We start from the raw sequence: 18,972 nt of genomic DNA, 5'->3' as shown, positions 1-18,972 counted from the left end.
GCCACGTCCCGGCCGGTTCGTCCCGGTCGTCCGACCACCGCTCGGCCCAGTCGTCCGGCCGGGCGGCGGTCCGGTCGTCCGGCCACGCGTCTTCCTGGCGGGCGGCGGCCCGGTCGTCCCGCCACGCGTCGGCCTGCTCGGCGGCGGGCCACTGCCCGGCGGGCCCGGTGTCCCACCGGCCGGTCGGTGCGTCCTGCCGGTCGGTCTGTTCACCCTGCCACGGCCCGGTCGGGTGCTGGCCGGGTGGCGTGTCGGTCCACCGGTCGGCGGTGGGGCCCGGGGCGGACCCGGTCGCGGCGTCCGTCCCGCCGGGGCCGGGCTGTGCCGGTGCGTCCACGGCCGGGTCGTCGCCGAAGAGGTACGCCGAGCGGGGGGCGGGGCGGTCGGTCAGCCAGGCCGGGTCGTCCGTCGACGGCTGCGGCCGTCGGTACGCGGCGTCCGGGTCGTTCGGGTCGGTCCAGCCGTACACGCCTGTCGCCTCCACGGGTCGCTTGCGGGCCGGGGTGACGCTACGGCGGCCACGGAACAGCGGCAATGTGGCTAAGGAAGAGTTAAGGCGGGATGATCGTCCAGGGCCACCGTACCCGGCCGCGGAGGCGTAGAGTCAAGGAGTCCGGACAGAGAGTGTCCGAGCCTTGCGGCCCCCTCGGCAAGTGCACAGGGCAGACGTGGAGATGATCTACGGCCTGCGAGAACTTGACGAACGAGGGGTTATCGCTCAATATGTAGGTGTCGCCAGTCGCGCCCAGCCACGCCCGGATTTCGATGGCCTGGTAGTAGTCGCGAACACGAAATGGGCGCGCGTTGGCCGGCTTTTCCGGCAGCGCATATCAAGGAGTCAGCATGGCGAAGGCCCTCTACGGCCACGTAGGTGCAGCGCCCGACCGGCGTCTGCTCGACGAGGTCACCCGACTGCGTTCCAGGGTCCAGGCCCTGGAGTTCGAGATCACGCGCCTGCGCGCCGACAACGATCGGCTCGCGGCGGCTGCGGCGGAGGTGGACGACCTCCTCCGGCTGGCCGAGCCGGCGCTCACCTGATCCTCGGGAACGCAGAAAACTGAACAGCACCACCGCGAAAAAGCGCGCCGACACTTTCGTGCCGGCGCGCAGTGCTGTTCGCCACACATTTCCCCGTTCACCAATTCACGATCTTGTGAACCGATGTGGCGTGGCACACCCCGTTCAATTCCACCCCCGCCCGGGGCCCGGCCGGCGGCCCCCGGGGCGGGTCGCGTGCCGGTTGCCGCGTACCCACGGGTTAGTCTGCGGGTTCACCAGGTCCGCGCAGCCCGCGACGCCTGCGGTGGCCACCGGACGAGGATCGGACAGGTGCATCTCAAGAGTCTGACGGTGAAGGGGTTCAAGTCCTTCGCCTCCGCCACGACGCTGAAGCTGGAGCCCGGGATCACCTGCGTGGTCGGCCCGAACGGCTCCGGCAAGTCCAACGTCGTCGACGCGATCGCCTGGGTGCTGGGCGAGCAGGGCGCCAAGGCGCTGCGCGGCGGCAAGATGGAGGACGTCATCTTCGCCGGCACCGCCGGCCGGGCGCCGCTGGGCCGGGCCGAGGTCACCCTCACCATCGACAACACCGACGGCGCGCTGCCGATCGAGTACACCGAGGTCTCCATCACCCGCCGGATGTTCCGCTCCGGCGAGAGCGAGTACGAGATCAACGGCGACTCCTGCCGGCTACTCGACATCCAGGAGCTGCTCAGCGACTCCGGCATCGGCCGGGAGATGCACATCATCGTCGGCCAGGGCCGGCTGGACGGCATGCTGCACGCCAAGCCGGAGGACCGCCGCTCGTTCATCGAGGAGGCGGCCGGCGTCCTCAAGCACCGCAAGCGCAAGGAGAAGGCGCTGCGGAAGCTCGACGCGATGCAGACGAACCTGAACCGGCTGACCGACCTCACCGCCGAACTGCGCCGTCAGCTCAAGCCGCTGGGCCGGCAGGCCGAGGTGGCCCGCCGGGCCGCCGCCATCCAGGCCAACCTGCGCGACGCCCGGCTCCGGCTGCTCGCCGACGACCTGCACACCCTGCGGGCCACCCTGGACAAGGAGATCGCCGACGAGACGGCGCTGCGCCAGCGGCGCGAACAGATCGAGGGCGAACACGTCGAGGTCCAGGGCCGCCTCGGCGAGTTGGAGGCCGCGCTCGCCGAGGACGCGCCGCTGCTCGCCGCCGCCCAGGACACCTGGTACAAGCTCTCCGCGCTCTCCGAACGGTTCCGCTCCGTGGAGCAGGTGGCCCGGGAACGGCTGCGTCACCTCAGCGCCACCGGCGACGACGAGCGCCCCGGCCGCGACCCCGACCAGTTGGAGGCCGAGTCGCAGCGGGTCCGCGAGCAGGAGGAGGAGCTGCGCGCGGCGCTCACCGACGACCAGATCCGGCTCGCCGAGGCCGTCGAGCACCGGCAGGAGCTGGAACGCCAGCTCGCCGCCGCCGAACGGGAACTGGTCGCCGCCGCCAAGGCGATCGCCGACCGGCGGGAGGGGCTGGCCCGGCTGACCGGGCAGGTGAACTCGGCGCAGGCGCGGACCACCAGCGCCGGTGAGGAGATCGAGCGGCTCGCCGCCGCCCACGCCGACGCCCTGGCCCGCGCCGACCAGGCCCAGGCCGAGCTGGACGCGGTCGCCGAACAGTCCACCGAGGCCGACCGGGACAACGCCGAACTCGACGACCGGCACGCCGAGGCGGTGGCCGCCCACGAGCGGGCGCAGGCCACCGTCCGGGCGCTGGCCGACACCGAGCGGGCCGCCGAGAAGGACGCCGCGACCTGGAAGGCCCGCGAGGAGGCGCTCGCCCTGGGGCTGCGCCGCAAGGACGGCGCGGGCGCGCTGCTCGCCCGCGCCGACGAGGTGCCCGGCCTGCTGGGCAGCCTGGCCGGGTTGCTCACCGTCGCCGCCGGCCACGAGGCGGCGCTCGCCGCCGCGCTCGGCGGGCTGGCCGACGCGGTCGCGGTCACCGGGGTCGACGAGGCCGTCGAGGCGATGCGGCTGTTGAAGATCTCCGACGCCGGCCGGGCCGGCCTGCTGGTCGGCAGCCCCGCCGGCCCCGGCATGACCGGCCCCGTCGACGCGCTGCGCCCCCGGCTGCCGGAGACCGCCCGGTGGGCGCCCGACCTGGTGGAGTGCGCCCCCGAGCTGCGTCCCGCCGTGCACCGGGCGTTGCGCGACGTGGCGCTGGTCGACGACCTCGCCGCCGCCGCCGAGCTGGTCGCCGGCAACCCGGAGCTGCGCGCGGTTACCCCGGACGGCGACGTGGTCGGGGCGTACGCGGCGGCCGGCGGGTCGGCCAAGGCGGCCAGCTTCATCGAGGTGCAGGCGGCCGTGGAGGAGGCCCGCACCAACCGGCACACCGCCGAGCGGACGGCCGCCGAGCTGCGCGAACAGCTCGTCGACGCCCGCACCGAGGTGGCCGCCGCGAAGGAGGCGGTGCAGCACGCCGCCGCCGCCAAGCGGGAGGCGGAGAGCCACCGCAACGCCGCCGCCCGTCGGCTGGCCGAGCTGGGTGCGGCGGCCCGGTCGGCGAAGGCGGAGACCGACCGGCTCGGCGAGAGCCGGTCCCGCGCCGAGGCGGCCCGGGAACGTGACCTGGCGGCCCTCGCCGAGCTGGCGGAACGGCTGCGGCTCGCCGAGGACACCCCGATCGACGCGGAACCCTCCACCGAGGAACGGGACCAGCTCGCCGCGATGGTGCCCCGGGCCCGGCAGAACGAGATGGAGGTCCGCCTCGCGGTGCGTACCGCCGAGGAACGGGTCGCCTCGATCGCCGGCCGGGCCGACTCGCTGGCCCGGCAGGCCACCGCCGAGCGGGCGGCCCGGGAGCGGGCGGCGGCGCGGCGGGCGGCCCGGACCCGGGGCGCGGCGATCGCCCGCGCCGTGGTCGGCGGCGCCCGCGAGGCGCTGACCCGGCTCGGCACCTCCATCGCGCGGGCCGAGGAGCACCGCGACGCGGTCGCCCGGGAACGCGCCGCCCGGGAGGCCGAACTCCAGGAGGTACGCGGCGCGGCGAAGCGGCTCGGCGCGGAGCTGGAGCGGTTGACCAGCCAGGTGCACCGGGACGAGGTGGCCCGCGCCGAGCAGCGGCTGCGCATCGAGCAGTTGGAGGCGAAGGCCGCCGAGGACTTCGGCCTGGACGTGGAGACCCTGGTCGCCGAGTACGGCCCGACCCAGCCCGTCCCGCCGACCCCGGTGGACGTGGCGGCGGCCGAACGCGACGGCCTGCCGGTGCCCGAGCCGGTCCGTTACGAGCGGCCGGTGCAGGAGAAACGGGCCGCCAAGGCGGAACGGGAACTGGCCCTGCTCGGCAAGGTCAACCCGCTCGCGCTGGAGGAGTTCGCCGCCCTGGAGGAGCGGTTCAAGTTCCTCTCCGAGCAGCTGGAGGACCTCAAGGCCACCCGACGTGACCTGCTCACCGTGGTCAAGGACGTCGACGAGCGCATCCTGGAGGTCTTCGCCAGCGCGTTCGCCGACACGGCCCGCGAGTTCGAGCAGGTCTTCACGGTGCTGTTCCCCGGTGGTGAGGGCCGGTTGATCCTCACCGAGCCGGACGACCTGCTCACCACAGGCGTGGAGGTGGAGGCCCGGCCGCCCGGCAAGAAGATCAAACGGCTGTCGCTGCTCTCCGGCGGCGAGCGGTCGCTGACCGCCGTGGCGATGCTGGTGGCGATCTTCCGGGCCCGGCCCAGCCCGTTCTACATCATGGACGAGGTGGAGGCGGCCCTCGACGACGTCAACCTGGGCCGCCTGATCACCCTGCTGGCCCAGTTGCGGGAGAAGAGCCAGTTGATCGTCATCACCCACCAGAAGCGGACGATGGAGATCGCCGACGCGCTCTACGGCGTGACCATGCGCAGCGGGGTCACCCAGGTGATCAGCCAACGGCTCAACCGGACCGACGCCGAGCGGTCCGACGGACACGAGGAGAATCAGTAGTGGCACGGGAACGGCCGACGGCGCTCCTGCTCGACTTCGACGGCGTGCTGCGGCACTGGGACCCGGCGGTGGCGGCCGGCGTCGAACGGGAGTACGGCCTCGCCGCCGGGGTGCTCGGTGAGATCGCCATGCACTGGGGGCGGCTGCAACCGGTGCTGACCGGGCAGGTCAGCCACGCCGACTGGATGTCCAGTGTGGCCGACGCGCTGAGCGACTCGGTCGGGCCGCAGCGGGCCCGCGCGGCGGTGGAGCAGTGGCAGCGCTACCGGGGCGAGGTCGACGCCGACGTGCTGGCGTTCGTCCGCGAGGCACGGGCGGGCGGCGTCCGGGTCGGGCTCGGCACCAACGCCACCGACCTGCTCGACACCGACCTCGCCGAGCTGGGCCTGGTCGGCGAGCTGGACGTGGTGGTCAACTCCTCGGTCGTCGGGGTGCACAAGCCGGCGAAGGAGTACTTCCAGGCCGCCTGCGCCGCCCTGGAGACCCCGCCCGCCCGGGTGCTCTTCGTCGACGACGAGGACTGGGCGATCCGCGGGGCGCGGGCGGCCGGGCTGTCGGCGTACCGGTGGAGCGGGCCGGAGGGGCTGCGCTACCTGCGGGCGGCGTTGGCCCACTGACGCCGGCCGGGGCCGCGCCGACCGGCGACGGGGTCACTCGCCGGTGACGCCGTCGAGGCGTTCCCGGATCAGGTCGGCGTGGCCGTTGTGCCGGGCGTACTCCTCGATCAGGTGCAGGTAGACCCAGCGCAGGCTGAAGGTCCGCTGCTGGGGGCCGACCTCGGTGAACGTCTCGTCGAGCGAGCGGCCGACGGTGGCGGCCCGGGCCAGCTCGACCTGCTCGTGGTAGGTGGCGAGGTCGGCCTCGGCGTCGGCGTGGCTGACGTCGAGGTCGGCGCGCGGGTCGTCCACGGAACCGTACGGGTAGTCGACCTGCTGCCCGGCGAAGTTCTCCCGGAACCACCAGGACTCCACCTCGCCGAGATGCCGGACCAGGCCGAGCAGGGTCAGCCCGGACGGCTGCACGCTCGGGGTGCGCAACTGCTCGGCCGTCAGCCCGGCGCACTTGAGCAGCAGGGTCTGCCGGTGGTATTCGAGCCAGCTCTCCAGCATGGGCCGTTCGTCGCCGAGGGGAAGTTCCGGGGTCCGGGTGATCTCCGGTGCTCGCCAGGTCATGCCGGCATCCTCGCCGACCGGTCCGACATTCCCCGGGATCCCGCCCGGTCAGGGGACGACGAGGACCGGCCAGCGGCCGGTGCGGACCAGTCGGGTGGCGACGGAACCGACCAGCCGGTGCCCCGCCTGCTCGGAGGAGCCGACCACCACCAGGTCCGCCCGGGACTCGTCGGCCGCCGCCCGCAGCTCGGTGTACGCGTCCCCACGCCGACACAGGAACGTGACCGGCAGCCCCAACTCCTCCGCGCCCCGGCGGCACTCCTGCCGCAGCTCGTCGGCGAGTTCGTCGTGGGTCTGCTGGACGGCACCGGCCACCACCCCCGGCATGAGGGAGACGTAGCCGGCCGGGGCGCTGACGAAGACCACCACCAGCCCGGCGCGCTGCCGGCGGGCCAGCCCCGCCGCGTACGAGGCGGCCCGCAGCGAGGTGCGGCTGCCGTCGACGCCGACCAGCACCACCCGGGGCCCGTCGGTGCCCCGCTCGAACTGTTGCGGGCGGGCCTGCGGGCCGTACTGCTCACGCTCGACGGGGACGCTCACCGGTCGGTCCCGGTGCGGACCACCGCCGCCCCGCCGCCCGCCGCGACGGCGGACTCCTGCACGACGGTGTCGGTGACGGCGTCACCGGTGTGCCGGCGCAACGGGATCTCCTTGATGAAGATCACCGCGATCAGGGCGATCAGCCCGAACGGGGCGGCGGCCAGGAAGATGTCGCCGGCACCGTGGCCGTAGGCGCTCTCCACCACGACCCGGATCGGGCCGGGCAGGGTGTGCACGTTCGGCAGGACGCCGCCGCTGCCCGAGCCGGTGGCCGGGATGCCCAGCGCGGTGAGGCCGTCGGCGATGTAGTCCTTGACCCGGTGGCCGAGGACCGCGCCGAGCACGGACACGCCGACCGCGCCGCCGAGGCTGCGGAAGAACGCCACCACCGAGCTGGCCGCGCCGAGTTCGTGGGTGCTGACGGTGTTCTGCACGGCGAGGACGAGGTTCTGCATGGTCATGCCGAGCCCGAGGCCGATCAGCGCCATGTAGATCGCGAGGTGCCAGTACGGGGTGTCGTAGCGGATCGTGCCCATCAGCGCGAAGCCGGCGGTGAGCAGGGCGGAACCGGCGACCAGGTAGCGCTTCCAACGGCCGGTCCTGGTGATGATCCGGCCGACGACGACAGAGGAGACCAGCAGGCCGAGGATCATCGGCATGGTCATCAGGCCGGACATGGTCGGGCTCTCGCCCCGGCTGATCTGGAAGTACTGGCCGAGGAAGACGGAGGCGCCGAACATCCCGACGCCGACGGCGATGCTGGCCACGACGGCGAGGGTGATGGTGCGGTTGCGGAACAGCCGCGGCGGGATCATCGGCTCGCTGGCCCGGTTCTCCACCCGGACGGCGAGCACGCCGAGCACGACCGCGCCGGTGACCATGACGGCGGTCTGCCAGGACAGCCAGTCGTACCTGTCGCCGGCCAGGGTGACCCAGATCAGCAGCAGCGACACGGCGGCGGTGATCAGGGTGGCGCCCCACCAGTCGATCTTCACCTGCCGCCTGACGACCGGCAGGTGCAGGGTCTTCTGGAGCACCACCAGGGCGGCGATGGCGAACGGCACGCCGACGTAGAAGCACCAGCGCCAGCCGAGCCAGGAGGTGTCGACGATGACGCCGCCGATCAGCGGGCCGCCGATGGTGCCGAGGGCCATCACCGCGCCGAGGTAGCCGCTGTACCGGCCGCGCTCGCGGGGCGCGATCATCGTCGCCATGATCACCTGGGCCAGGGCGGTGAGGCCGCCGGCCCCGACGCCCTGGAGCACCCGGCAGGCGATGAGCTGTTCGGTGGACTGGGACAGCCCGGCCAGCACGGAGCCCAGCACGAAGATGGCCAGGGAGAGCTGGACCAGGATCTTCTTGCTGGTCAGGTCGGCGAGCTTGCCCCAGATCGGGGTGGTCGCGGTGGTCGCCAGCAGGGTCGAGGTGACCACCCAGGTGTAGGCGGACTGGCCGCCCCTGAGTTCGGTGATGATCCGCGGCAGCGCGTTGGAGACGACCGTGGAGGAGAGGATCGCGACGAACATGCCCAGCAGCAGTCCGGAGAGGGCCTCCAGGATCTGCCGGTGGGTCATCTCGACGCCGGTCGCCCGGCTGGGCGCTGTCGCCTGGGTCATCGTCGCTGCCTCCGCTGGTGGTGAAAGGGTGCCTCGGGCAACCGTAAGCTTCGTTGCCTCAAGCAACAACCGGACGTGACGCGGCTCTATTCCCCCGTCCCCGGGGCACGACCGGGTTCAGAAGGTCTCGTTGAACCGGTGCATCAGGCGGGCGAACTCCTCGACGTCCCGCTTCGGCCAGGTCTCCATCGATCTGTTGATCTGGTCCATCCGGGCCGACCGGGCCGCGTCGAAGCGCCGGGTGCCCTCCTCGGTCAGCCGTAGCTGCGCCGCCCGCCGGTCGGCCGGGTCCGGGTCGCGGCGCACCAGGCCCAACGCCTCCAGCCCCTGGATCTGCCGGCTCAGCGTGCCCTTGCCGATACCGAGCTGCACGGCCAGGTCGGTCAACCGGGTCGAACCGGACCGGCGCAACCACAACAGCAGGCCGTACGCGTTGGGCTCCAGGTTGGGATGCACCTCCCGGGCGATCTCCCAGGACAGCGCCCGGCCCCGGCGCAGCAGCGCGGTCAGTTCGTGCTCCAGCACGCGCAGCGTCTCCGGCAGATGATCGTCCACGGCACGAGGGTACGTGGCGCGGGTCACTTCGCCGAGGAGAGTCGCTGCCGGGCCACCTCACGCAGGTGCCCGTCGCTGGTGGTGCCCTCGATCAGCACCACCGCCTCCCGCCCGTCGTGGCGCAGGGTGCTCACCGCGTTGCCGAAGTACGGGCCGGCGAGCTTCTTCCAGCGGACCGTCGGCCGGCGTACCCCGGCGGAGCGGGCCAGGGCCCGGGTGGCCGCCGCCGGCCCCGCGCTCCAGCCCAGCTTCATCAGCGGGCGCATCGCCGCCGGCACCTGGTTGTGGATCGGGGAGCAGGTGAGCTGGTGCACCGGGGTGCGTACCGCCGGGTCGTCGAACCGGGCGCGGGCCACGTACGAGTGGTGCACGTCGCCGGAGAGCACGCTGATCGACGCCGGCGCCGGGTACGCGGGCCCCGCGCCGACCCGGTCCCCGGTGGCGCCCGGGGCACCGCTGCCCAGCCGCACGAACAGTGCCCCGAGCGCGTCGAACGAGCGGCGGAACGCGGCCCAGTGCTCCAGGTCCAGCGCCCGGCGCAGCTTCTCGGCCAGCCCGGCGACCCACGGCCGGCCGGAGTCGGCAAGCTTCTCGTTCCACGCCTCCACGTGGTGGATGCCCGGCGGCAGCAGCCAGGGCAGCGACGCGCCGACCAGCAGGTGGTCGTACACCCCGTGGGCCCGGTCCAGGAACCAGGACCACTCGCCGGCCGGCAGCATCGACCGGCCGCCCGGTTCGAGCACCCGGCTGCACCTGTTGTCCAGCATGACCAGCCGGGTCCGGCCCAGGTCCAGCGCGTAGCTCCACTGGTACTGCACGGCCCGCCAGCGCTCGGTGTCGTGCGCCTCGTCGGCCTCCTTGTCGACCCGCTCGCCGAACTCGCGCAGCACGGTGGTGGCGTCCTCGGCGGCGACCACCTTGGCGTAGAGCGGGTCGGCGGCGATCTCGTCCGGGGCCAGGTTGCCCAGGTGCTGGTAGACCCAGTAGGAGGCCAGCCCGCTGCGGATCCGCTCGGCCCACCAGGCCTGCCGGCGCATGTCGGCCCGCCACGACTTCGAGGTGTTCCAGTCGTCGATCACCTCGTGGTCGTCGAAGATCATCACGCTGGGCACGGTGGAGAGCAGCCAGCGGATCTCCGGGTCGCGCCACGACTCCAGGTAGAGCTTGGTGTACTCGTCGAAGCTGACCACCTGGTCGGCCGGGGCGTCCTTCGGCCGCCGCCGACGCCGCTTGAGCAGCCGCCGGACCGTGGGCGAGGTGACGTCGGCGTAGACCTGGTCACCGAGCAGCACCAGCAGGTCGGGCAGGTCGTCCGGGTCGGGCGCGGCCATCAGCCGCCGGGCGTACGCGTCCAGCGCGTCCGGGGGCAGCTTGCGGGTGGTGTTGTGCTGGGTGGTCTCCCGGCACGACCCGAAGATCAGGCTGACCGGCTGGTCCCGGTCGTCGGCCGCCCTGGTCCGGATCACGCTGGGCGGAAAGCCGTCGCGGGCCACCGGCCAGACCAGCTCGTCGTCGACCAGCACCTCGTAGGTGGTGGCGTGGTCCGGGGTGAGCCCCTCCACCACCACCAGCGCGTAGTGGTGGTCGTACGCGGAGAAGGTCGGCGCGGAGCCGGTGGCGCCGTCGGCCGTGCGGACGGTGACCACCGCGGGCCCGCTGGTCTCCACCCACACCGTCGCCCGGGTGCCGACGACCCGGCGCAGCAACGGGCCGATGAGCAGACGTGGCTCGGGCATGGGTGGCACCTCCGAGGAGAAGACGGTTCATCTCTGCTACCCCGTGGGCGGGTGGGTCACCCCCGGCAGCGGCGAGCGTACCCGCAGCTCGCCCGGGTCTGGAGGGCGTGAGTGGGACGCGGTCGTCGGCATCTGACAGGATTTCGGCATGACGGACTACCTCCTCGTCGCACTGGCCCTGCTCGGCGTGCTGATCCTCGGCGGCCTCGGCCTGGTCGTGCCCCGGCTGCGTCGGCGTGCCGAACCCCCGCTGCCGCAGACCGAGGTCGACACCCGGGCCGAGGAGGACCTGGCCGGGCCACCCGTCGAGGCGGCCGAGTCCGACCTGTCCACCGGTGTCCTGGTCGAGCCGCCGGTGGCGACGGCCCCGCCGCTGGAGGTCCCCGAGCCGACCGCCGGCCGGCTGGTCCGGCTGCGGTCCCGCCTGGCCCGCTCGCAGAACGCCTTCGGCAAGGGCCTGCTCGGCCTGCTCGCCCGCGACCACCTCGACGAGGACGCCTGGGAGGAGATCGAGGACAGCCTGATCACCGCCGACGTCGGCATCGACGCCACCCGGGACATCGTCGACCGGCTCCGCGAGCGGACCCGGGTGCTCGGCACCCGCTCCGCCGGTGAGCTGCGCGACCTGCTCGCCGCCGAGCTGGTCAACGCGCTCGACCCGGGCCTGGACCGGTCGCTGCGCACCACCGGCCGCGACGGCGTGCCGGCGGTGCTGCTGGTGGTCGGGGTCAACGGCGCCGGCAAGACCACCACCTGCGGCAAGATCGCCCGGGTGCTGGTCGCCGACGGGCGCTCGGTCACCCTCGGCGCGGCCGACACCTTCCGGGCCGCCGCCGCCGACCAGCTGGAGACCTGGGGCGGCCGGGTGGGCGCCGAGACGGTCCGGGGCGCGGAGGGCGCCGACCCGGCCAGCGTGGCCTTCGACGCGGTCCGCCGGGGCATCGACGCCGGCACCGACACGGTGCTCATCGACACCGCCGGCCGGTTGCAGAACAAGATCGGCCTGATGGACGAGCTGGGCAAGGTCAAGCGGGTGGTGGAGAAGCACGGCCCGATCGACGAGACCCTGCTGATCCTGGACGCCACCACCGGGCAGAACGGGCTGGAACAGGCCCGGGTGTTCACCGAGGTGGTGAACGTGACGGGTGTGGTGCTGACCAAGCTCGACGGGACGGCCAAGGGCGGCATCGTGATCGCCGTCCAGCGCAAGCTCGGCATCCCGGTCAAGCTGGTCGGTCTCGGCGAGGGCGCGGACGACCTGGCCCCGTTCGACCCGGCGCAGTTCGTCGACGCGCTGCTCGGCACCGAGCCGCTCGCCCGGGACGCGTAACCTCGCGGTGAGCAACGACGATCGCGCGTACGCCGGGTGGCGTGACCCCCGCCATGCGGCGCCGGGCCTGGGGAGACCGTACGTGACCTCGCAGGAGATCCCGCTGCACGGCGGGAACGTGAGCACCGTCGTCCGGGTCGGCGACACCGTCCGGCGCAACGCCGGCCCGTGGACGCCCTCGGTGCACGCCCTGCTGCGCCACCTGGAGTACGTCGGGTTCACCGGCGCGCCCCGGGCACTGGGCATGGACGAGCGCAACCGGGAGGTGCTGTCCTACCTCGAAGGGGAGTGCGGGGAGTACCCGCTGGCCCCGCACTGGGTCACCGACGAGGCGCTGGTGACGGTGGCCACCATGCTGCGGATGTTCCACGACGCCCAGTACGGGTTCGCCCCGCCGCCCGGCGCGGTCTGGCGCTCGTTCGGGCCGCCGCCGCCGGACACCGAGGTGATCTGCCACCACGACGCCGCCCCGCACAACGTGATCTGGCGGCCCGACGGCACCCTCGGCCTGATCGACTTCGACCTCGCCTCGCCCGGCGCGCGGATCTACGACGTGGCCTACGCGGCCTGGACCTGGGTGCCGATCTTCGCCGACCGGGACTCGATCACGCTCGGCTGGAAGCACCCGGACCGGCCCCGCCGGCTGCGGCTGTTCGCCGACGCGTACGGGCTGATCCCCCGGGACCGGCACCGGCTGATCCGGACCATCCGCAAGCGGATCGTCGACCACGTGGAGGGCATCCGGCGGATGGCGGCGGCGGGGGAGCCGGCGTTCGTCCGGATCGTGCACAAGGGTCACCTCCGTCGCCCGATGCGCGACCTGCGCCTGCTCGACTACGAACGGCACACCCTGGAGTACGCCCTGCGCTGAGTGCGGCCCCGCCGCGGGTGCGGTGCCCCGCAACACCCCTCCGACCGACCGCAACGGGGAAAGAGTGGCCGTTCGTTGCCGAACGGCCACTCTTTCGTATCCGAGTTTTCGTGATCGGGGTTCTTCACACGCCGGAAACAACCCGTCACGTGTCTGAAATCGAGGGGTGTCGGTCCAGGAAACAGCAGCCGGCCAAGCTTCCGCGCAACCGGCGTACGGGCGACGCTGCCCCGGAAGCCGCGAAGGAGGGAACTTCACCTTTAGGAGGCCAGCGTGCCTGAAGCACCGACGATCGACGGCGGCAACACCGTTTGGCTGCTGGTTTCGACCGCTCTCGTGCTGCTCATGACCCCCGGACTGGCGCTGTTCTACGGCGGCCTCAACCGGGCCAAGGGCGTGCTCAACATGATGATGATGAGCTTCTCCGCCATCGGGCTCATCTCTGTTCTGTGGTGGTTCTACGGTTTCAGCATTGCTTTCGGGACCGACGTCAACGGTTTCTGGGGCGACCCCGGTGCGTACCTCGGCACCAAGACCTTCCTCGCCGAGACCGACCTGTGGGGCGCCACGGCGGAGAACCCCAGCGGCATCGGCGTCCCGCTGTACGTGTTCATGGCGTTCCAGATGGTCTTCGCGGTGATCACCGTCGCGCTGATCAGCGGCGCGATCTCCGACCGGGCCAAGTTCGGCGGCTGGCTGCTCTTCGCCTTCGGCTGGGCCACCCTGGTCTACTTCCCCGTCGCCCACTGGGTGTGGGGCGGCGGCATCATCGGCGCCAAGATCCACGCGCTCGACTTCGCCGGTGGTACCGCGGTGCACATCAACGCCGGTGCGGCGGCCCTCGCCGTCGCCCTGGTGCTCGGCAAGCGGCTCGGCTGGCCGCGTGAGGGCATGAAGCCGCACAACATCCCGCTGGTCGCGCTCGGCGCCGGCCTGCTGTGGTTCGGCTGGTTCGGCTTCAACGCCGGGTCGGAGCTGACCGTCGACTCGGTCGCCGGGCTGGCCTTCATCAACACCCAGCTCGCCACCGCCGCGGCGGTGCTCGGCTGGATCGCGGTGGAGTGGATCAAGGACAAGAAGCCGACCATGGTCGGTGCCTCGTCCGGTGCCGTCGCCGGTCTGGTCGCCATCACCCCGGCCTGCGGGTTCATCGCCCCCTGGGCCGCGGTCCTGCTCGGCATCGTCGCCGGTGTGGTCTGCGCCCTGGCCATCAGCCTGAAGTACAAGCTCGGCTACGACGACTCGCTTGACGTGGTCGGCGTGCACTTCGTCGGCGGCTGGATCGGGTCGCTGTGGCTCGGCCTGTTCGCCACCAACTCGGTCAACGCCGCGATCAGCGACGTGGTCGGCGCCTCCGACGGCCTGTTCTACGGCGGCGGCGTGACCCAGTTCGGCCGCCAGGCCCTCGCCGGCCTGATCGTGACCGCCTGGTCGTTCGGTGTCGCCTGGGTGCTCGCCTTCGTCATCGACAAGACCCTCGGCTTCCGGGTCAAGGCCGACGACGAGGTCGAGGGCATCGACATCAGCGAGCACGCGGAGAGCGGTTACGACCTCTCCCCGAGCACCGGCGGTGCCGGTGGCGGGGCGTTCGCGATGGCCGGGATCACCCCGGGCGGCGCGAAGCCGGCCTCCCCGGAGGCCCCCGAACCGGCCGCCGCGCCGGTGGACGAGAAGGTCGCCGGTTAACGTTCGGAGAATGGAGGGCTTGGACATGAAGCTGGTGACCGCGGTCATCAAGCCGTACCAACTGGACGCGGTGAAGGAGGCCCTGCACGCCCTCGGCGTGGCCGGCCTGACCGTCAGCGAGGTCCAGGGGTACGGGCGTCAGAAGGGGCACACCGAGGTCTACCGGGGTGCCGAGTACACGGTCGAGTTCCTGCCCAAGATCCGGGTCGAGGTGCTCACCGACGAGATGGACGTCGACAAGGTCGTCGACGCGATCGTGGCCGCCGCCCGGACCGGCAAGATCGGTGACGGCAAGGTCTGGGTGACCGGCGTGGAAGAGGTCGTCCGGGTGCGCACCGGCGAGCGCGGCCTCGACGCCCTGTAGGAGGACCTGTAGATGACCTCGTCGACCAGGAGGAACGCGTCGGACGACAGCACCGACGCAGGGACGGACCTCCTGGTCGACGGGGTCGTCGGGGTTCCCGCGGGCATCGGCGAACCGGCCCGGCTCGCCCGGGCCGGGGCGTTCGACGCCTGGCTGCACGGCCTGCTGCCGGCCCGGGAGGGCATCGCCCTGATCGCCGTCGGCGGCCTCGGCCGTCGGCAGTGCGCCCCGTACGGGGACCTCGACCTCGTGCTGCTGCACGCCGGGGTGCCCGGGGTGGACGAGCTGGCCGCCGCGCTGTGGTACCCGATCTGGGACGCCGGGGTCCGGCTCGACCACTCCGTGCGTACCCTCGCCGAGGCGCTGTCGGTGGCCCAGGACGACGTCAAGGTCGCCCTGGCCCTGCTCGACGCCCGGTTCGTCGCCGGTGACCGGGCGCTCGCCGACACCCTCACCCGGACCGCCACCGACCACTGGCGGCGGACCGCCGTCCGCCAGCTACCCGCCCTGCGGGAGATCACCGAGGTGCGCTGGCGTACCCACGGCGAGCTGGCCTTCCTGCTCGAAGGCGACCTGAAGGAGGCCGCCGGCGGGCTGCGCGACGTGGGCATCCTGCGGGCCATCGCCACCGCCGGGATCACCGACGCGCTGCGTCCCGCCGTCCGCGCCGCCCACCTGCGGCTGCTGGACACCCGCGACGCCCTGCACCAGCAGGTGGGCCGCCGGGTCGACCGGCTGGTCGCCCAGGAACGCGCCGGGGTCGCCGCGCTGCTCGGCCTGCGCCAGTCGTCGACCGAGGCCGCCGACGCCGGGACGCGGGCGGACTCCGGCGACGGTGACGCCCTGCTGCGCCGGGTGGCCGGCGACGCGCGCACCGTCAGCCACGCCCTCGACGACGCCTGGCGGGCCGCCGACCGGCTCCGCTCCGGCCGTCGCCGGGGCACCGACGGCCGCCCGCTGCGCCGTCCGGTCGCCCGGGACGTGGTCGAGCACGACGGGGAGCTGGTGCTCGCCCGTACCGCCATCGGGGCCCGCCCCGACCCGAGCCTGTCGCTGCGGATCGCCGCCGCGGCGGCCACCCACCGGCTGCCGATCGCGCGGGCCACCTGCGAGTGGCTGGCCGCGTACTGCCCGCCGCTGCCCGCGCCCTGGCCGTCGGCCGCCCGGGCCGCGTTCATCACCCTGCTCGGCGCCGGTCCCGGCCTGGTGCCCGCCTGGGAGACCTGCGACCGGTACGGCCTGATCGACGGCTGGCTGCCCGAGTGGACCCGGCTGCGCAGCCTGCCCCAGCACAACCCGGTGCACCGGTTCACGCTCGACCGCCACCTGGTGCAGGCCGCGTACGAGGCGAGCCGGCACACCCGCGACGTCGAGCGTCCCGACCTGCTGCTGATCGGCGCGTTCCTGCACGACATCGGCAAGGGGCTGGACGGCGACCACTCGACCGTCGGCGCGCCGCTGGCCGAGGCGGTGGCCACCCGGATCGGCCTGCCCGCCGAGGAGGCGGCGCTGATCGGCACGCTGGTCCGGCTGCACCTGCTCCTGCCCGACGTGGCGACCCGCCGCGACCTGTCCGACCCGAAGACGATCGCCGGGGTGGCCGAGCGGGTCGGCGACACCACCACGCTGGAGCTGCTGCACGCCCTGGTGCTGGCCGACGCCGCCGCCACCGGACCGGCCGCCTGGTCCGGCTGGAAGGGGCGGCTGATCGCCGAGCTGGTCGCCCGGGTACGGACCACCCTGGACACCGGCGTGGTGCCCGCCCCGCCGGCCCCGGACCCGGCGCTGGTCGCCGGGCCGCTGCCGGTCGTACACCTGACCGAGGATCGGGTGGCGGTGGCCGCGGCCGACCGGCGGGGGCTGCTCGCCACGGTCGCCGGTTGCCTGGCCCTGCACCGGCTGGAGGTGATCTCGGCGGACGCCGCCACGATCGACGGCCGGGCCCTGGTCGAGTGCCGGGTGCAGCCGCGCTACGGGCTGGCCCCGGACCCGATCGCGCTCAGCGCCGACCTGCGGCGCGCGGTCACCGGCGACGTCTCGGTGACCCAACGGCTGCGCGGCCGGGCCCTGGCCGCCCGCAGCGGGGGAGCGGCCCCCCGGGTCGTCTGGCACCGGGAGGCGGCCACCGACGCGGTCCTGCTGGAGCTGCGCGCCGCCGACGCGGCCGGTCTGCTCTACCGGGTCACCTGCGCGCTGGACGAGGCCGGGGCGCAGGTGCGCGCCGCCCGGATCTCCACCCTCGGCGGTGACGTGGTCGACGCGTTCTACCTGGTCGGTGGCTGGCCCTCGGACGAGCAGCGGGACCGCGTCGAGGCCGCCGTGCTCGCCGCCGTGTAGGACCGCCCGGTCGTGGGCGGTGCCCGCCGGGTACCACCCCGGCGTGGTGCCAGCGGACCCGCCGGTGCCCGGCGTCCACCGGAACGGGCGGCGCGTCGTGGGCGGCCGGCCGCCGGGGTGCGGGGCGCGGGGCCGGAGCGGGCGTGCGGCCGGCGGGCTACCCTAACGGTGGGCTGGACAGCCGGCCCGGCCGCACCTGTGCCCGCCGATGACGACATACGGGATGTTCGCGTGTTTGACACCTTGAGTGACCGCCTGTCCGGAATCTTCACCAAGCTCCGCGGCAAGGGCCGGCTCACCGACGCCGACATCGACGCCACCGCCCGCGAGATCCGCCTGGCGTTGCTGGAGGCGGACGTCGCGCTGCCGGTGGTGAAGGGCTTCATCGCGAACGTCAAGGAGCGGGCCCGCAGCGCGGAGGTCTCCCAGGCGCTCAACCCGGCCCAGCAGATCGTCAAGATCGTCAACGAAGAGCTGATCAGCGTGCTCGGCGGCGAGGGTCGGCGGCTCCAGTTCGCCAAGCAGCCACCGACCGTGATCATGCTGGCCGGCCTCCAGGGCTCCGGTAAGACCACCCTCGCCGGCAAGCTGGCCCGCTGGCTCAAGGCCCAGGGGCACCAGCCGCTGCTGGTCGCCGCCGACCTCCAGCGTCCCAACGCCGTCGGGCAGCTCCAGGTGCTCGGTGGCCGCGCCGGCGTCGAGGTGTACGCCCCGGAGCCCGGCAACGGCACCGGCGACCCGGTGCAGGTGGCCCGCGCCTCGATCGAGCACGCGAAGCGGGCCGCCCGGGACATCGTCATCGTCGACACCGCCGGCCGGCTCGGCATCGACGCCGAGATGATGCAGCAGGCCGCCGACATCCGGGACGCGGTCGACCCCGACGAGGTCATCTTCGTCATCGACGCGATGGTCGGCCAGGACGCGGTCCGCACCGCCGAGGCGTTCCGCGACGGCGTGGGCATCACCGGTGTCGTCCTGTCCAAGCTCGACGGCGACGCCCGGGGTGGCGCGGCGCTGTCGGTGCGGGAGGTCACCGGCCAGCCGATCCTGTTCGCCTCCACCGGCGAGAAGCTGGAGGACTTCGACGTCTTCCACCCCGACCGGATGGCCAGCCGGATCCTCGGCATGGGCGACGTCCTCACTCTGATCGAGCAGGCCGAGCAGGCCTTCGACACCGATCAGAAGGAGAAGATGACCGCCAAGCTGATGGGCGGCGAGCAGTTCACCCTGGAGGACTTCCTCGACCAGCTCATCGCGGTCCGGCGGATGGGCCCGATCGCCAACGTGCTGGCCATGATGCCCGGTATGGGGCAGATGAAGGACCAGCTCGCCGAGCTGGACGACAAGCACTTCGACCGGGTCACCGCGATCATCAGGTCGATGACCCCGGCCGAGCGGACCAACCCGAAGATCATCAACGGCTCCCGGCGGGCCCGCATCGCCGGTGGCTCCGGGGTCACCGTGATGGACGTCAACCAGCTGCTCAACCGCTTCGCCGACGCGCAGAAGATGATGAAGCAGATGGGCGGCATGATGGGCCTGCCCGGTGGGGGCCGGCGCAAGGCCACCAAGTCCCCGAAGAACAAGCGCAAGGGCACCAAGGGTGGCAACCGGCCGCGCAGCGGCGCGGGCGCCGGGCTGCCGGGCGGCTTCCCCGGTGGCATGCCGCAGCTCCCGCCGGGGATGGACCCGAACGACCTGGCGGGCGGCCAGGGGCTGCCGCCGGGCTTCAAGCTTCCGAAGATCGACTTCAACAAGCTCGGCAGGGGCGACAACCGGCCCCGCTGACGCGTGTCGGTTACGGTGGGCGACGGGGTGGGCGCTTAG

Annotated in this window: 14 protein-coding genes and 1 pseudogene; 9 read left to right on the top strand and 6 right to left on the bottom strand. The window is 73.2% G+C overall.

Annotated features, from left to right (window positions below):
* A pseudogene (locus tag B5D80_RS26795) lies at positions 1-535 on the bottom strand (hypothetical protein); the annotation flags it as partial.
* A 308-nt stretch (positions 536-843) separates the two neighbouring features.
* Here B5D80_RS26795 and B5D80_RS26790 point away from each other — a divergent pair.
* From B5D80_RS26790 to B5D80_RS26780, 3 genes are all read left to right on the top strand, one after another.
* Positions 844-1,038 carry a hypothetical protein gene (locus B5D80_RS26790; protein WP_067305353.1) on the top strand — a complete coding sequence of 65 codons (195 nt, stop codon included), beginning with the start codon at positions 844-846 and terminating at the stop codon, positions 1,036-1,038.
* 291 nt (positions 1,039-1,329) lie between these two features.
* The gene (gene smc / locus B5D80_RS26785; protein WP_088646721.1) at positions 1,330-4,938 is read left to right on the top strand and encodes a chromosome segregation protein SMC; all 3,609 of its coding nucleotides are present in this window, start codon (positions 1,330-1,332) and stop codon (positions 4,936-4,938) included.
* Complete coding sequence (locus B5D80_RS26780) at positions 4,938-5,555, top strand: HAD family hydrolase (RefSeq protein WP_088646720.1); 618 nt, start codon at positions 4,938-4,940, stop codon at positions 5,553-5,555. Before smc ends, B5D80_RS26780 begins: the two co-directional genes overlap by 1 nt.
* Positions 5,556-5,588: 33 nt before the next feature.
* Here B5D80_RS26780 and B5D80_RS26775 read toward each other — a convergent pair whose 3' ends face one another.
* From B5D80_RS26775 to B5D80_RS26755, 5 genes are all read right to left on the bottom strand, one after another.
* Positions 5,589-6,110 carry a DinB family protein gene (locus tag B5D80_RS26775; protein ID WP_088646719.1) on the bottom strand — a complete coding sequence of 174 codons (522 nt, stop codon included), beginning with the start codon at positions 6,108-6,110 and terminating at the stop codon, positions 5,589-5,591.
* A gap of 48 nt (positions 6,111-6,158) precedes the next feature.
* Positions 6,159-6,650 (bottom strand): universal stress protein, encoded by a 492-nt coding sequence (locus B5D80_RS26770; protein ID WP_088646718.1) that lies wholly within the window; start codon positions 6,648-6,650, stop codon positions 6,159-6,161.
* Complete coding sequence (locus B5D80_RS26765; protein WP_088646717.1) at positions 6,647-8,266, bottom strand: MDR family MFS transporter; 1,620 nt, start codon at positions 8,264-8,266, stop codon at positions 6,647-6,649. Before B5D80_RS26765 ends, B5D80_RS26770 begins: the two co-directional genes overlap by 4 nt.
* Before the next feature lie 117 nt (positions 8,267-8,383).
* Entirely contained in the window at positions 8,384-8,821 is a 438-nt protein-coding gene (locus B5D80_RS26760) for a MarR family winged helix-turn-helix transcriptional regulator (protein ID WP_245854999.1), read from the bottom strand.
* A 23-nt stretch (positions 8,822-8,844) separates the two neighbouring features.
* Positions 8,845-10,557 carry a DUF7800 domain-containing protein gene (locus B5D80_RS26755; protein WP_088646716.1) on the bottom strand — a complete coding sequence of 571 codons (1,713 nt, stop codon included), beginning with the start codon at positions 10,555-10,557 and terminating at the stop codon, positions 8,845-8,847.
* A 148-nt stretch (positions 10,558-10,705) separates the two neighbouring features.
* On the opposite strand from B5D80_RS26755, the gene ftsY reads away from it, so the two are divergent.
* From ftsY to ffh, 6 genes are all read left to right on the top strand, one after another.
* A complete protein-coding gene (ftsY, locus tag B5D80_RS26750) occupies positions 10,706-11,887 on the top strand; it encodes a signal recognition particle-docking protein FtsY (protein ID WP_088646715.1) in 1,182 nt (393 codons plus the stop codon).
* A 7-nt stretch (positions 11,888-11,894) separates the two neighbouring features.
* Positions 11,895-12,758 (top strand): phosphotransferase, encoded by an 864-nt coding sequence (locus tag B5D80_RS26745; protein WP_204923815.1) that lies wholly within the window; start codon positions 11,895-11,897, stop codon positions 12,756-12,758.
* Positions 12,759-13,031: 273 nt separating this feature from the next.
* Positions 13,032-14,444, top strand: coding sequence for an ammonium transporter (locus B5D80_RS26740; protein WP_067307307.1), 1,413 nt, complete (start codon positions 13,032-13,034; stop codon positions 14,442-14,444).
* A gap of 25 nt (positions 14,445-14,469) precedes the next feature.
* On the top strand, positions 14,470-14,808 hold the full coding sequence (locus tag B5D80_RS26735; RefSeq protein ID WP_067307311.1) for a P-II family nitrogen regulator: 339 nt from the start codon (positions 14,470-14,472) through the stop codon (positions 14,806-14,808).
* A 12-nt stretch (positions 14,809-14,820) separates the two neighbouring features.
* Positions 14,821-17,145, top strand: coding sequence for a [protein-PII] uridylyltransferase (locus B5D80_RS26730; protein WP_088646713.1), 2,325 nt, complete (start codon positions 14,821-14,823; stop codon positions 17,143-17,145).
* Between the two features lie 231 nt (positions 17,146-17,376).
* Positions 17,377-18,933 (top strand): signal recognition particle protein, encoded by a 1,557-nt coding sequence (gene ffh / locus B5D80_RS26725; protein WP_088646712.1) that lies wholly within the window; start codon positions 17,377-17,379, stop codon positions 18,931-18,933.
* The last annotated feature ends 39 nt before the right edge of the window (positions 18,934-18,972 follow it).

Origin of the sequence: Micromonospora wenchangensis, assembly GCF_002210435.1 — a bacterium.
Taxonomy (GTDB): domain Bacteria; phylum Actinomycetota; class Actinomycetes; order Mycobacteriales; family Micromonosporaceae; genus Micromonospora; species Micromonospora wenchangensis.
The sequence above is the reverse complement of the archived record's forward strand: the minus strand, read 5'-3'. Positions and strand labels throughout refer to the sequence as shown.